The 14,939-nt window shown below is 43.0% G+C and carries 11 protein-coding genes; 2 read left to right on the forward strand and 9 right to left on the reverse strand.

What is annotated here, in order from left to right; genetic code table 11:
- The 3 genes from recC to ACQ76V_RS02925 form a co-directional block, all read right to left on the reverse strand.
- The gene (gene recC / locus ACQ76V_RS02915) at positions 1–3,216 is read right to left on the reverse strand and encodes an exodeoxyribonuclease V subunit gamma (protein WP_440998966.1); all 3,216 of its coding nucleotides are present in this window, start codon (positions 3,214–3,216) and stop codon (positions 1–3) included.
- A 112-nt stretch (positions 3,217–3,328) separates the two neighbouring features.
- A complete protein-coding gene (locus ACQ76V_RS02920; protein ID WP_440998967.1) occupies positions 3,329–4,078 on the reverse strand; it encodes a DUF1499 domain-containing protein in 750 nt (249 codons plus the stop codon).
- 15 nt (positions 4,079–4,093) lie between these two features.
- Positions 4,094–4,990, reverse strand: coding sequence for a DMT family transporter (locus tag ACQ76V_RS02925; RefSeq protein WP_440998968.1), 897 nt, complete (start codon positions 4,988–4,990; stop codon positions 4,094–4,096).
- Between the two features lie 234 nt (positions 4,991–5,224).
- Here ACQ76V_RS02925 and ACQ76V_RS02930 point away from each other — a divergent pair, with 234 nt between their 5' ends.
- Positions 5,225–7,210 (forward strand): alpha-ketoacid dehydrogenase subunit alpha/beta, encoded by a 1,986-nt coding sequence (locus ACQ76V_RS02930; RefSeq protein ID WP_440998969.1) that lies wholly within the window; start codon positions 5,225–5,227, stop codon positions 7,208–7,210.
- Between the two features lie 36 nt (positions 7,211–7,246).
- On the opposite strand, the gene ACQ76V_RS02935 is transcribed toward ACQ76V_RS02930, so the two are convergent.
- From ACQ76V_RS02935 to ACQ76V_RS02945, 3 genes are all read right to left on the reverse strand, one after another.
- On the reverse strand, positions 7,247–8,380 hold the full coding sequence (locus ACQ76V_RS02935) for a tRNA-queuosine alpha-mannosyltransferase domain-containing protein (protein WP_440998970.1): 1,134 nt from the start codon (positions 8,378–8,380) through the stop codon (positions 7,247–7,249).
- Positions 8,381–8,449: 69 nt separating this feature from the next.
- Positions 8,450–10,297 (reverse strand): DNA mismatch repair endonuclease MutL, encoded by a 1,848-nt coding sequence (gene mutL, locus ACQ76V_RS02940; RefSeq protein ID WP_440998971.1) that lies wholly within the window; start codon positions 10,295–10,297, stop codon positions 8,450–8,452.
- Between the two features lie 89 nt (positions 10,298–10,386).
- On the reverse strand, positions 10,387–10,587 hold the full coding sequence (locus ACQ76V_RS02945; RefSeq protein ID WP_440998972.1) for a hypothetical protein: 201 nt from the start codon (positions 10,585–10,587) through the stop codon (positions 10,387–10,389).
- A 162-nt stretch (positions 10,588–10,749) separates the two neighbouring features.
- Here ACQ76V_RS02945 and icd point away from each other — a divergent pair, with 162 nt between their 5' ends.
- Positions 10,750–11,997 carry an NADP-dependent isocitrate dehydrogenase gene (icd, locus tag ACQ76V_RS02950; protein WP_440998973.1) on the forward strand — a complete coding sequence of 416 codons (1,248 nt, stop codon included), beginning with the start codon at positions 10,750–10,752 and terminating at the stop codon, positions 11,995–11,997.
- Positions 11,998–12,081: 84 nt separating this feature from the next.
- Here the strand turns inward: icd and ACQ76V_RS02955 are convergent, their stop codons facing one another.
- Genes ACQ76V_RS02955 through recO form a run of 3 tightly spaced genes read right to left on the reverse strand, consistent with a single transcriptional unit; the run spans position 12,082 to position 14,935 of the window.
- On the reverse strand, positions 12,082–12,633 hold the full coding sequence (locus tag ACQ76V_RS02955) for a hypothetical protein (protein WP_440998974.1): 552 nt from the start codon (positions 12,631–12,633) through the stop codon (positions 12,082–12,084).
- A 16-nt stretch (positions 12,634–12,649) separates the two neighbouring features.
- Positions 12,650–14,194, reverse strand: coding sequence for a trypsin-like peptidase domain-containing protein (locus ACQ76V_RS02960; RefSeq protein WP_440998975.1), 1,545 nt, complete (start codon positions 14,192–14,194; stop codon positions 12,650–12,652).
- 3 nt (positions 14,195–14,197) lie between these two features.
- Complete coding sequence (recO, locus tag ACQ76V_RS02965) at positions 14,198–14,935, reverse strand: DNA repair protein RecO (RefSeq protein ID WP_440998976.1); 738 nt, start codon at positions 14,933–14,935, stop codon at positions 14,198–14,200.
- Between the last annotated feature and the right edge of the window lie 4 nt (positions 14,936–14,939).

The following is a 14,939-nucleotide window of genomic DNA, read 5'->3' on the forward strand; positions in this document are numbered from 1 at the left end:
TTAAGAATCCTCCTTATTTACAATCTCAAAATACGGCGACCATACTGTTTCAGCGATTGTGATAAACTTCTCGTCAAAAGGATCTTTCCCGCCCGTCGCTAACTTGTAGTAGGCATCATCGCCTTCGCCCGGATAGTAATTTCCTCCATAGCTGTTTGCCTCCCATTTTTTTTCCGCACCGCTAATCCCTGCTTCAATATCTTTGCCTTTATTGAACACCTTTTCACCGAATTGATAGGAGGATTTGCAAAACAACTTGAGCGGCTTAGATAATCCTTGCCGATAAAGTTGTATCAAATCTATAAGTATGTTCTCAGCATCATCAATTGCGGCTAAATACAATGCTTTGAAAGAGCTATCATCCCAACTAAAATATTTGCTTATCCCGGGATGTCCGCTGGGTTTTGTTAGTTGAAAAAGCAAATGCCGAATCCAAAATGCCGTTAAATATTTAGGTTTTGCTTTCCCAAAACGATAATCCATCTGTGCTCCCTGATAAATATTTTCCAATTTGCCCAAAATTCGAAATCCATTCATTTCAAGGTCAACGTCAATATCGTCCAACGACTGATCATGAAGACGATGTTGAATCTCCTCTCCGAACGCCTCCACTTCTTTGACCTGCCGTTGATACTCCTGCTCTCCGGTCCATCCTTCGGGCAGTATATCACGTGCTTGCATCACCTTGTGATACTCTTCAAGCGACTGCTCTTTCAGGTAGCGATCCAACAACTCTTGCTTTACCTGATAACCGGATAGATTATCCAGTTCAAAAGGCTCCCGATCATCAGTCAGGATATCTTCCTCCCGCAGATAAAGCCCCAATCGATTACGCAACAAATACTTTGAAGGATGCTGAAAAAAGGAGATCAAATCAGATATTGAAAGCTGCTTCCACTCTTCATCAGGTTCGGGCAGTGGCTTATCGAAAAAATCAGTCCCCGTTGTATCGGGTGATTGTAACCTTTCACTGATTTTTTTTCGGGTTTGAGCATAACTAAAATAATCGTCATTGGTAAAGTATTGTCGGCTAAAGGCCTGTAAACGATGCTTTGTGATGAGATCATTAGCATTGAACCCATAATATTCTTCGAGATGGTCGATAAATTCACTGAGTATTACCGACGGCGGAAAATCGGTATCCTGACTGTTACTTTGTCCTACATAACTGAAATAAAGGTGAGATCGAGCGGAGAGCACATTTTCCAAAAACAGATAGCGATCCTCTTCCGATTGAACCGGGTCTCCCAGCTGTGGATCAAGATGCATTAAATCAAATTCAATAGGAATTTTTGACCGTGGGAAAGCACCTTCATTCATCCCAATCATCCCAATTACCTTGAATGGAATACTCCTCATGGGCATCAGTGAGCTGAATGTAACCCCACGTCCTAACCGTCCCCCACCAGTGGCTTGCTGCTGTAGTTGGTCTGCCAGCCAGCGACGTAATACTGAAAATGCTATGGGTCGATTATATCCGGCTAAGTCTGCATAATCGGTCAGATCGTTAAAGCATTCCCTGATATTATTAATCTCCCAGAAAATATCACGAGAATCAGGCAGAAAAGTATCAACGATATCGTTTAGTAATTCTTTCCACTCTTCCGGATTATGAGGGGTATCTGTACGATTGGATACCTGGAAAAGCTGGTTCAAGAAATACGATATTTTTCCGGCCAAATCTGCATCATCCGAGGTTGCAATCTCATTATAAGCATAGATATTTTCGTATAGCTGATCATCCAATGGACGCATGGCATAACCCAAAAGGATACGACGTAATCCAGCCCGCCACGTAAAATGATCACTCTCAGGCAGGTCCAAGCTCTTTTTTTTCTGTCCATCGATTCCCCAGCGAATTTGATTATCGGCCACCCACTGCTCTATGCGATTTAGCTCATCATCAGTAAAATCAAAAGCTTCCCGGATGGGATCACTATCCAACAGATCAAGCACATCGGTGACCTTAAAACGACTATCGACGAGGTTCAGAATTTTCAGGAAGGTCTCGGTAGCAGGTTGCTCACTACTTACAGCACGATCTGCAATTGAAAATGGGGTCTCCAGCTGTCCTTCATCCGGTGTACCAAAAATTGCCTCGATAAAGGGAGCATATGTCTCAATATCGGGCGTCATAATCAATATTTGATCTGGATTGAGTTCTGGATTCTCATCTAACAGCGCCAACAGCTGATCGTATAGCACCTCAACTTCGCGCATGGGGCTGTGGCAGTTATGTACCTGTATAGATTGATCAACATTTGGAAGCGACGTTTGCCCCGATGGTAGTTGGTCATTACTCAAATCAGACTGTACACTAGTACATAACGATCCATGGGAATAATCGGATTCACCCACCGATTTAAGTTCGACATCAGCAACACTGGAAAAAAGAGACATGAAATTAGCTCCCTCTAAACCCAGTGACTGAAGCAACGAATTTTGAAACTGATCACCATCCGTAACATGCGGATCAATTAACAACTGATAGAAATAAACATCCGTCAGTTGCGAAAGTTTTACCATCGTTTTGATGAAAGCCGGAGAGACCGATGAAACGCCAAATACCGTAATACGATCGGGCAACTGATCTTTTTGTAGGTCCCCCTGCTCAATGGCTTCCCAGAGTTGATACTGTAATTTAGCTCGGTGCAGATACTTACCATCGTAGTTATTATCCCAGTAATTACAAAGGGTTCTCCAAAGCCGGGATTGCCACTGTTCAGCTTCTACGTTTTGCGTATGCAACTTGCGCTGGTCCCAGTCTAATATCATTTGTGGGCGATAAATCAGGTATTGATCAAAGACATCTGCAATTTTCGAGGCCAGCTTCCAGCTGCGCATTGCACGTGTGGCAGGTTCGTCTTCTCCAATATAGTCACGCAGATTTTTAAACTCTTCCAGAAACTGTTCCTCTTCAAAAAGCTCCATGAGTGTCCACGTTAATGGACCGCGGTCTGACGGTAAGGTTTGGGGAATATCATCATCCATTAATCGAATGAGGCTCCAGATGCGCTCAGAAGGAAACTCAAACTTTAAATTAGCAGCGATACCCTCCTTACGCCGGGCCATCCGCAGCGAAAGCCATTGACCTATGCCATGGTTTTGAACCACAAAAACTTCTTCTTCAAGCGGATTTAGTGGATTATCTTCCAGCTCTTGGAAAAGTTGGTCGGCCAATTTTTCCAATTCGGTACCGTAATAAAATGTGAGCATTGTGCCTCGCTTGATAAGATCACTACGTTAATTTCAAGAATTATCAAAAACAGAAAAAACCGAACAAAAGTAAATAGATAAACCAGCATCAAATCGAAATAATGATATGATGCTACCGATTCTTTATAGTCTTCATAAAAACCCGAATGCGCTGAGCATTTCTGCCAATATCACTTTTGCCAATTCGTGATGCCGAACGCATGTCGAGCTTAATATCATCCGAGACTTTCGCAGTATCTAAGCGAATGATGATGTCGTCTTTAAATCCAAACCAGGCCAGCTGATCAACGGCCTCAATAGTACCACCCTGTTTGTCAACACTAACAATCTGCTCCCATTCCATCTCGCGAGTAGCCTCAAGTGCTCGTTCAAAAGCCTCAGAATATGTCATATCCAGGTAAATCGGTTGAATATCAGGATAATAGGAACGTTGGAAATCAGCATTTTTCTCCCGGTTGTAGGCAATATCATTTTGTGCTTCAGTGCGGAGCGGGACGACAGCTCGAAACTCCGGAGGGTTCTCAATATCTGTCGTTATATCGTGGATAAAAGGATATTGCTGTGCTTCGGTAAACCAGTATCCGATCACTCCGATCACAGTGATACTCAAAAGTAATCCCACTACTGCAGGAACAATCCCTTTGATGCTCGGTTTGTTTCTTCGTGCTGCTCCAAAAACCAATGATAAGGCAAAACTAATAAGAGCCAGTATTGAGCTGCTTGGAATAACCCATATTAATGCTGTACTAAATTGCCACCATCCCCATTGGTAACCGTATCCCGATAGCCATAACAAGATAGCAGCTGTTACTCCAAACGCCATGCTCCCCAGTGCCCATTTTGAAGTTTTTCTCTTTTCCATATCTCTTTATTTCAGCTATTTAACAGTTCTTTTTCTTTTAATTTGTACCAGGATAACGGCGACAAGCACCAGCAAAATTCCAATAACCTGATAGAACGTAAGTATCTCATTAAAAACCAAAACGCCAAGTAGTGTTGCCACTACAGGCTCAACCGTTGCGGCTATGGATGCCCTTCCGCTTTCGATCATCGACAATCCTGAAGTATATAAATAGTAAGCTAAGGCCGTTGGGAAGAATCCCAACCCTAAAATGTGCATCCAAACATGTGTGGAAGCCAATTGCTCTGATTTAATAGTAACCCCACTTACCGGAAGCATCACCAGGGAGGCAAAAACAAATGTATATGTTATAATCGTGAGCGATTTATACTTTTTGAGGGCATGCTTGCCAAAAATACTGTACAGGGCATAACCGAAACCGGACCCCAACCCCACTAAAATACCGTACCATGAAATATGTTCTACTCCGATGGGAACCACTTTTATAACCAGCATACACCCAAATAACGTTAACAGAAGGGCACCTACTTTTCGGGATGTCATAGGCTCCTTGAAAAATATACGAGATAAGATCACCACAAAAGCAGGTCCGGTATACAACAAAATAACAGCCACCGAAAGTGATACCTCTTCAATAGCCGTAAAATATGCCCAATTGAAAAATACGATGCTGAAGATACCGGTCCCGATAAAGCTCAAAGCATCTTTTAGCTCAATCTTAAGCAGTTTTGGATTTTTAAGGGCCAGATAACAAACCAACATCACGGAGGCACTAACCACACGAAGTGTCACAATTTGAAGAGCAGAAAAACCTGCTTGGGAAAGCTCATCTATAAATAAACCAATAATACCCCATAAAGCGGCGCCAAGGAACACATAGATGTAGGCCTGTCTGTCTTTTAATGCTGCCAACTGTTTATGAAAAAATTATTCCAATGAAAAATGGTGCACAGAGGATACACAGAGTTTCAGGAAGTTTCCAACATTCATTCCAAACAGTGTTATGGGTTTTAACTTTATGTATTTATTAGTCAGTCACATTTTCCTGCAAAAAATTACTTCAGCCAGTTGCAATTATTGTTTAACTACTGCATGTTAGGCCCATCAAAATTGTCCCATTAATTTATTATTTCTGCCAGTTATTTAATGATACAGCCACATAAAAATTTAACGGATCCCCAAGCCCTTACCCTATATAAAAACTTACTTCTTCCCCGCCGTATTGAGGAGCGGATGCTTAAGCTACTCCGACAAAATAAAATCAGCAAGTGGTTCTCAGGCATGGGGCAAGAAGCCATTTCAGTGGGCGTCACCTCTGCCCTTTCTGCTGATGATTATCTGCTGCCCATGCACCGTAACTTGGGACTCTTTACCACCCGCGGCGTCGATTTATATACCTTGTTTTGCCAGCTTTTGGGCAAGGCAGACGGTTTTACCGGCGGACGTGATCGCTCATTTCATTTTGGGGTACCCGAAAAACGAATTGTGGGCATGATTTCTCATTTAGCTGCCACCATGCCCGTAGCCGACGGGCTGGCACTGGCTTCGAAGCTGCGCGACGAAAATTTTGTAGCCGCAAGCTTTTGCGGGGATGGCGGGACCAGCGAGGGAGAATTTCATGAAGCCCTTAACCTGGCTGCTGTTTGGGAGCTGCCGGTTATTTTTGTCATCGAAAACAACGGCTACGGCCTCTCCACCCCCACAAACGAGCAGTTTGTTCCAGAAGACCTCGTGGATCGAGCCCAGGGTTATGGTATGCGCGGAGTCAAAATTGACGGCAACGATATTTTTGCCGTGATGGATGCTGCATCCAAAGCCAAGGAGCATGCGTTAAACGAAGGTCCGACCTTTATTGAGGCCAAAACATTCCGCATGCGGGGACACGAGGAAGCATCGGGTACGTTTTATGTTCCTGATGAAAAGTTTGAACGATGGAGCGAAAAAGACCCTATCGATCGCTTTACGGAGTGGCTTAAATCTGAGAAGATTGTTTCGGGAGAGGATGAATTGACTTCACTACAGGATGAGGTTGATGACCGATTCATGCCTGAATTGGAAAAAGCCCTCGAAGCCGATGAGCCTGAATTTGATCTCCAGGAGCAAACCAACCGTATATTTACTCCTGTTGATTACTCTAATACTCCTCCAACGAATGATTCAAAATCTGAAAAACGTTTTGTGGATGCCATTCAGTTCTCGCTGCAACAGGCATTTGAGGAGAATGAGGACTTTGTGATTATGGGTCAGGATATCGCCGAATATGGCGGAGTTTTTAAAGTGACCGAAGGATTTACAGAAAAGTTTGGCAAAGAACGTATCCGAAATACGCCTATTATTGAGGCCGGTGCTTTGGGCTGTGCCCTGGGTCTGGCCCTCGAAGGGTTTAAACCAGTGGTAGAAATGCAGTTTGCTGATTTCATCTCGTGTGGATTTAATCAGATTACAAACAATATCGCCAAAGGACAGTACCGCTGGATGCCTCCGTTGAACATCACAATTCGGGCTCCGCATGGTGCAGGCGTCGGTGCAGGACCATTTCATTCCCAATCGCCCGAAGGCTGGTTCATGCAGCATTCGGGTTTAAAGATTGTGGTCCCATCTACGGTCGAAGATGCGCAAAACCTGTTGTACAGCGCTTTACACGACCCCAATCCGGTGCTCTTCTTTGAACATAAAAAGCTCTATCGCAGTATTCGAGAAGTAACTCCTGATAGCTGTATGCCGGAGGAACTTGGTAAGGCTAATATCATCAGTAAAGGAACCGATGTCTCTATTATCACCTACGGCATGGGCGTTCATTGGGCTCAAGAAATAGCTGATAAATACGATGGGAAAGGAATCAATATTGAAATTGTAGACTTGCGATGTCTGGCACCACTGGATATGGAAACCATTAAAAAATCCGTAGCCAAAACAAATAAAGTACTGCTTTTGCAAGAGCCCTCGACTACACTGGGACCAATGAGCGAAATTTCATCCCTGATCACCGAAGAATGCTTCGAAGAGTTAGATGCACCAGTAATGCGCTGCTCTTCGCTGGATATGCCCGTACCCTTTAGTCCGAAGTTGGAAAAACATTACTTGGCAGATGACAGGCTACAAAATGTTTTGGATGATTTGTTGGCCTACTAATTAAGTAGCGATAATATTACTGACATTCTGAAAATATCAAGACAAGGCCGAAGAAATATCCATATTCAGACACTCTTCAAACATAGCATCGAATTCATCAATACGATCAGACCAATCTAAATGCTTATTGATTTTTTGAAGGGATGACTTCGGCAAGGGTTTGGATTCTTTCATCAACAGATCTTTCAGATAGTGAAACAGATCGTCTTCGGTATCATACAGTACAGGCGCATGTAAGAGAGGTTTGTGTAGACTCTCGGGAATTAACTCGGGGTAGTGAAGACGGTTAGGTACTAACGGGTGACATCCACAGTAGATAGCTTCCATAATCGCTACACAAAAGAATTCGTACGTCGCTGTTGAAACCACGATATCGCCGCTGTGAAGCAAACGGCTATAGTTTTCGCGATCCTCAACATAACCAAAATGCGTAATATGTCGGCCATACCGCTCCCAGGCTTTCTCAAACTCTTCAGGCTTCTCATGCTGCGTATCTCCCGCCAGAATCAGATCAAAAGTAAGGTCAATATCGTTTAGACGATTGAGGACACGAAAAAACATGGCGGGATTACGGTCAAACTGCCAGCGCTGGTTCCAAACAATCACCGGGTTATCATTATCATTACGCTGATCGGCCTGCGTATCAAAACGTTTTAAATCAAGACCGGGATACAACACCACACTTTTATCAGCTATTTTATCAACCGGATAGTAATATTTGTCATCGGGATAGTCTTCCAGAAATTCCGGCAGTGCTTTCAGGAAATCATCACGATGAAAATTAGATGAAAAGATAAGTTTGTCCGCCGATAGCATGCTCAGGTAGTTGAGGTAGCAGTAGGTTTGATCGCGCTCCTCTCCTTCCGGCATTGGCTGGGTGAACTGATTTTCGTGCATATACATCACCTTGGGGATGTTAGCAAAACGAGGATTGGTCAATGACAAAAAAGCCGGCAGATTTGTCATGCTGCTTACCAAGAGGAGATCAATTTCCTCTTTTACCTCTTGAGTCATCCCGGCCAATACTACTGAATTACCGTGCATACGCCATTTTCGTCCCTTATAACTCAGGTTAATGGGAAAAATATTATGCCGGGAATATTGCGATAGTCCCTTTAAAAAAGCTTTATGGGAGCCGCTGTAAAACGGCTCTACAGCCAAAATATTCATGTAACCCTTTTTTAAAAGCTTTCAATCCTTCCCACATTTCTAAAATGCAGTAAGGGTTTTAGTAATTAATTAACGAAAACGTGCTTCGATATCTTCGAGTGGAATATATTCCAAGGTCGGTATGTTAAGCGGATCCTTATAGGGCTCATCGCAGGCAAATAACTGATCAAGCAGGTTCTCCATCTCCAGATCGGTCAGTTTTTTTCCTTTCGGGATAGCCGTTTTTGATGCAAAAGCGATAGCCAGTTTCCGACGCTCATCAAACTCAAATTTACCGTCCAGTTCCCGATATTGCTGCAGCATCGACTTCAAAACGGATTGTTCATCCCCAACATCAATATCAGCCGGAACCCCGCTTATCATGGCGGTATTACCACTCATCAGCTGGATGTTAAAGCCCATTCGTTGAATAATGGGATGTAATTCTTCGAGTAAGGAAAATTCTGAAGCGGAAAGCTCCATGGTCTGGGCAAACAACAGTTGCTGGGTACTGGGGATAGCCGCTTCGGTTGCACTCAGCGCCTTTTCAAAAATAATGCGTTTGTGGGCCGCATGCTGATCGATCATACACAAGCCGGACCGTGTTTGGGTTAAAATATACCGATCGTGTAACTGCCAAAAACCGCGATCGCGCATACGTTTCGGGCGATCGGCCTGCTCAGATTGAGTTTGTTCGTTCTTCTCGGGCTGATCAAAATCGTACAGCTGCTTTGAAAAATTACTTTGATCCCCTCTTTGGGATTTCGGCCGATCAAAATTAATACGTGAAGGAAATTTTACCGGCTTCTTTCCCCCTCCATTTTGCTGTTTATTCCTCGGCCCACCAAAATTAAAATCAGAAGAAAATCCTTTCGAAGAAGAAAAACTGTTTTCTTCATCTCTGTCAGGTACATCCGGAACCATAAATTCTTCGTGCAGTGCTTTCTTTACAACTGATTTCGTCAGTTTAATAACACTGCGTTCATCCTCAAATTTGACCTCTTCTTTGGCAGGATGCACATTGACATCTACCTGCTTGGGATCGACTTCCAGAAATATGGCATAAAAGGGATAATCCTTGTCACCAGTCCAGGCATCATAAATATTGAGAACAATATGTGTTAAATAACGGTGTTGAATCGGACGTCCGTTGACAAATAGAAATTGCTCCCCGCGGCTGCGCTTCGTCAGTTTGGGATCTGCCAGGACCCCATGTACAGTCAAATAGCTGGTTTCTTCCCGAAAGTGGATCAGGCTGGCCTTATAACTCTTGCCGAACATATCCGTGATACGCTCTTTAATATTCTGCTCTTTAGGGAGGTCATAAATGGTATCCGTATCAGCAATAAGCTCAAATCCCAGATCAGGGTTTGCAAGAGCCGCCTGCTGAACGGTTTTTAAAATATGTCGAAATTCAGTGGCATCAGTCTTCAAAAATTGTCGCCGCGCCCGGACATTATAAAAAAGATTTCGGACTGCTACCGAAGTACCATCCTCCACAGCTGCGGGTTCAAAAGACTTTTCTTCCCCACCCCATATTTCATATTTCCAACCCATTTCATCACCCGGGCGTTTGGTCTTGAGCGTAACCTGAGAAACGGATGCAATTGATGCCATGGCTTCACCGCGGAAACCCAACGTACGGACTTTAAACAGATCATTTACATCTTGAATTTTTGAAGTGGCATGCTGCTCAAAACAGAGTTTAACATCTTGCTTTCCCATCCCACAGCCGTTGTCAACAACTTGGATAAGTGTTCGTCCGGCATTTTGAATAACAATTTTCAACTGATCAGCTCCGGCATCAATAGCGTTATCCAATAGTTCTTTGACGACCGAGCTGGGTCGTTGAATAACCTCACCGGCGGCTATTTTGTTGGAGATTTCGGGAGGAAGTTCTCGTATTATGGATTGCTGGGATTCCGTTTCCTGACTCAAATGTCTGTACTTCTTTTATGATTTTTGTTGGCGGGATAATACAAAATTATGAATCTGCATGTAAGCAATTTAGCAGATCCAATAAGGAGTTATAATAAATACATAATGTAGATGACCAGTGCTAATCCCAAGGCATATAGCATTACAGAACGACCTTGGTGATATTTCTTACGGTTACGACGGATCTTTATGCGTTCCCGTCGACTCATCTCCTTCTCCGGATCATAATACCGGTACTTGTATTTAAACTTCTTGTTCTTGGGCCGGTAATCAAACATTCCCTTAATCATAAGAATCTCCGTTCCTTAACTGACTTTGTTTTCTTAAACTTAATATAATGAGAATTTCATTCAATTTTTATCCCTTCAAGGGATGACTGATAGCATGCAGATGGTGATTTTTTTTGGTATACTGCGAACCCGAAATTTAATTCGAAATTTATCCCAAAATTCATGAGTTACGAGAAGATTACACCTCCCGAAACTGGTACCAAAATTGAAGTAAAGTCTGATGGCTCGCTTGTGGTTCCCGACAATCCAATTATTCCCTTTATTCAGGGTGACGGCATCGGCATTGACATAACGCCGACGATGAGAAATGTATTGGATAGCGCCGTCGAAAAAGCCTACAACGGTGATAAAAAAATAGAATGGTTTGAAATTTATGCCGGTGAAAAAGCCGTTGATTTTTATGGTGAAGGCAAATGGCTGCCCGAAGATACGCTCAATGCCATTGAAGATTATAAAGTTGCTATTAAAGGACCTCTGACAACGCCTGTAGGTGGTGGAATTCGTTCGCTAAACGTTGCTATTCGCCAAGAAAAGGATCTTTTTGCTTGCGTGCGCCCGGTAAAATATTACAAAGGAACGCCAAGCCCGGTTAAACATCCCGAAAAAACGGATATGGTTATTTTCCGTGAAAATACTGAAGATATTTACGCCGGTATTGAATATCAGACGGGAACACCTGAAAACAAAAAGTTGAAAGACTTTTTGATAAATGAAATGGGCGTTGATCAAATCCGCTTCCCAGATACGACCTCATTGGGTATCAAGCCAATTTCTGAAGAAGGCACTAAACGCCTGGTGCGCTCTGCTATCGATTACGCTATATCTGAGGGCCGAGATAGTGTTACGCTTGTCCACAAAGGGAATATCATGAAGTTTACGGAAGGTAGCTTCAAGGATTGGGGATACGAAGTAGCACGCGAGGAATATGACGCAGAAGTTATTGGTGACGGCCCCTGGTGTAAGCTGCCCAATGGTATTGTCATAAAAGATGTAATTGCTGATGCCTTTTTACAGCAAATTTTAACTCGTCCGGATGAATATGACGTAATTGCCACTATGAACCTAAATGGCGATTATGTTTCTGATGCCCTTGCCGCTTGTGTAGGTGGAATTGGTATTGCCCCCGGTGCAAACATCAACTATAACACGGGATTAGCTGTATTTGAAGCCACACACGGCACGGCTCCTAAATACACCGGTCAGGATAAAGTAAATCCCGGCTCATTAATCCTTTCAGGTGTGATTATGCTTCGATATATGGGATGGGCCGAAGCCGCTGATCTCATCGAGAAAGGTATTGAAGGAGCAATCATGAAAAAACGCGTCACCTACGATTTTGAACGCCTTATGGATGATGCCACACTGTTGAAGTGTTCAGAATTTGGAGAAGAAATCATCTCAAACATGTAATTGATCTCTTCTTAAAAGACTAAAGCCCGCAAAGTGTAATCACTTTTGCGGGCTTTTTTATTTATATGTATTTCAAAAAATTACCTAAAAGCTGTTGAAGGCTTCAGACTTCTTCATCGTATTCCAGGCTTTTTCATACCCCCCTAACCGTTTACCAATACGTTGAATAAGTTGATCTTTTTTAACGCTTATTTCTACAAATCCGCGAACACTTTCATACCCTTCGACGGTTTGAACTTCAATGTTTCCAGTCTCAACCAAAGGTTCCACCGCCTTGGGGGCTTTGCGTAAGGCCATTAGAAATCGAGCTTCATCTAACCCTGATCCTTTGCCTTCGTCAACAACAACTTCAGAGCGTATTTCTTCCAACTTATCCGATACCGAAGATTCCAATTGTTTAACAGCCCAGGATTTTGCTTTGTTAACAGCAGCGGCCGAATCAGTGTCAATAGCTGTAGCATACGCAAAAAGATCGGTATCATCCGATACAAATTCCTGCTGTGGATACCATGATGGATAATTTGAAACTTCTTTCTGTGGTTCTTCTTGCTGTGGGGTCACCTCTCCTGAGCCTGCACATGAAACAAATAACCCTGCAAAACCTACTACCGCTAAAAAGTAAAAAATACGTCGCATTAAATTAATACCTAAACTATTTGGATTGAATGGTTTTTATGTTTCCATCCTGAGATTTTAGTTCAAAGGAAAACCTTTCATCAGTCTCAGAATTTTGCGTTATAAAATGCCTCAAAGATTGCAGATCTTCAACTTTATGACCATTAACTTTCAAAATACGATCTCCTTCTTGTAAACCAATACGATCTGCATCTGAACCCGTTATAACACCTATTATCATCAATTTCACTTCTTCCTGACCAGCATTTTGAAAAGCCATCACCCGAAATCCCAGCTCAAAAGTGGCAAATTCAACCTCTTGCACTCCCTCGTTATCATTCCTTTCTGCTTCTCGTTGCTGAGGTTCTATAGACTCACGGGGTTCTTCTTGACGCCCAGCAAGCTCTTCCTGTTCCCGTTCCAGCATACCCAGCACTACCTGTTTGGTAATTTCTTTCCCCCCACGATAGATACCAAGTTCCACAATATCACCGGGATTTAATACAGCTATCTTTTGCTGAAGCTGATTAGATTCATTAACCTTTTCTCCATTCACGCTCAAAATAACGTCATCCGTACGGACTCCATGTTTCTGGGCAGCACTTCCGGGCGAAATTCCTGACACATATACTCCGCGAATAGTGTCCATATTTAATTGTTCAGCCATCCTTGCATCAATACTGACGATAGTGACCCCCAGCAAAGCTCGCCTTACCTCTCCGTATTCAATAATATCTTCGGCAACCTTTGCCGCCAGATTCGAGGGCACGGCAAAACCATAACCTTGATAATTACCACTTTGGGATGCAATAGCCGTATTGACACCAATAAGCTCACCACTGGTATTAACCAATGCTCCACCGCTGTTGCCTTTATTAATGGCGGCATCTGTTTGTATAAAGCTCTCTACCCGCATTTGATCATTGATAATCTGCACATCCCGACTCAAGGCACTTACAATGCCCGCTGTAACAGTTGATCGAAGTCGAAAGGGATTGCCAATCGCCAACACCCATTCTCCAACACCCACTTTATCCGAATTACCGACTGTGATAGCCGGCAGTCCCCGGGCATCAATTTTCAGCACCGCTAAATCAGTTGTGGGATCCTGTCCGACAATTCGCCCTTTAAATGTACGCTTATCGTTAAGCACAACCTCTATGTCGTCATTTACAGCGCCATCAACGACGTGATTATTCGTAAGAATATAGCCGTCACTGCTTATCAGAATTCCAGACCCCACCGTTCGGGCTCTTTTGGGGAGCATATCCCCCCAAAAGCTATCTTCATCATGAAATTCATCGTCGGGCATATTATTCCTTGAAAACGGAACCGTAGTTTCAATATAGACGACCATCGGCGTTACACGATCAGCAACACGTTCAAACAAAAACCGGGCATCCAGGTTCTCGAGTTGTTCACTGGTAAATAATGGTTCCGTACTATGTTTTACCTCTGTAACATCAACGTCGGCCCTATCATCAACAGGAGTATACAAACTATAGAATGCGAACAAAGTGCCTACAATAATCCCAATAAGAATGAGAAGGATACCACTTAAATACCGGTTGTTAAATTTCATAACCTATTCCTGTAATATTTGTTCAAAGATAGCATCTGACTTTCGAGCCTTAAGCCCTTCAACATGATATTTCAAATACCGATCCAGATGCTCGATTAAATGCCGCAATTCACTGGTCTTAAAATCAATATCAAACAACGCAGAGCTTTGAGCCATCAGGGCGATCCGAATATATAAAAGCTGATTGGGCGTTAATTTATATGAGTGCGATGACACCTGCTTGTTAGTAACTAAACCGGATTCGAGGTTTAAATAGTTCGTTTTATTATCACCACTATGCGTGTCCAATTGGAGTCCTATCCCGGTTAATTCAGCCAGTCGTATTTGAAGATACGGAAATAGCTTGGGGGGATGTACTTCAGCAGAATTGAGCCAACAAAGCATTTTTTTAGTGAAGGTAAAGAGGGGTTCATTAATCTCGTTGTCATGCAACAACTGACTTATAAGCTCGATAGCCGAGGTCATAGTGGCCATCTTCTCAAAATCCAACCGAAGATTCTTATTTTTTACCGAATAACTGGCCTCAGAAAGGATTTGAACCGAACGTGATGATTTATAGTAATAAACGACGTCCAAAATGTTACCCGGTTCGATGAGTCCTGAAAACTTGCTTTTGGGCTTTTTGACGCCTCGAACCATAAGGGCAATTTTCCCGTGCTCAAGCGTAAAAGCTGTAACAATTTTACTGGACTCTTGGTAGTCAACCGATTTAAATATTATAGCTTCGGTATGGGTAATCATTCTC

Origin of the sequence: Fodinibius sp. SL11, assembly GCF_052060035.1 — a bacterium.
Taxonomy (GTDB): Bacteria; Bacteroidota; Rhodothermia; order Balneolales; family Balneolaceae; genus Fodinibius.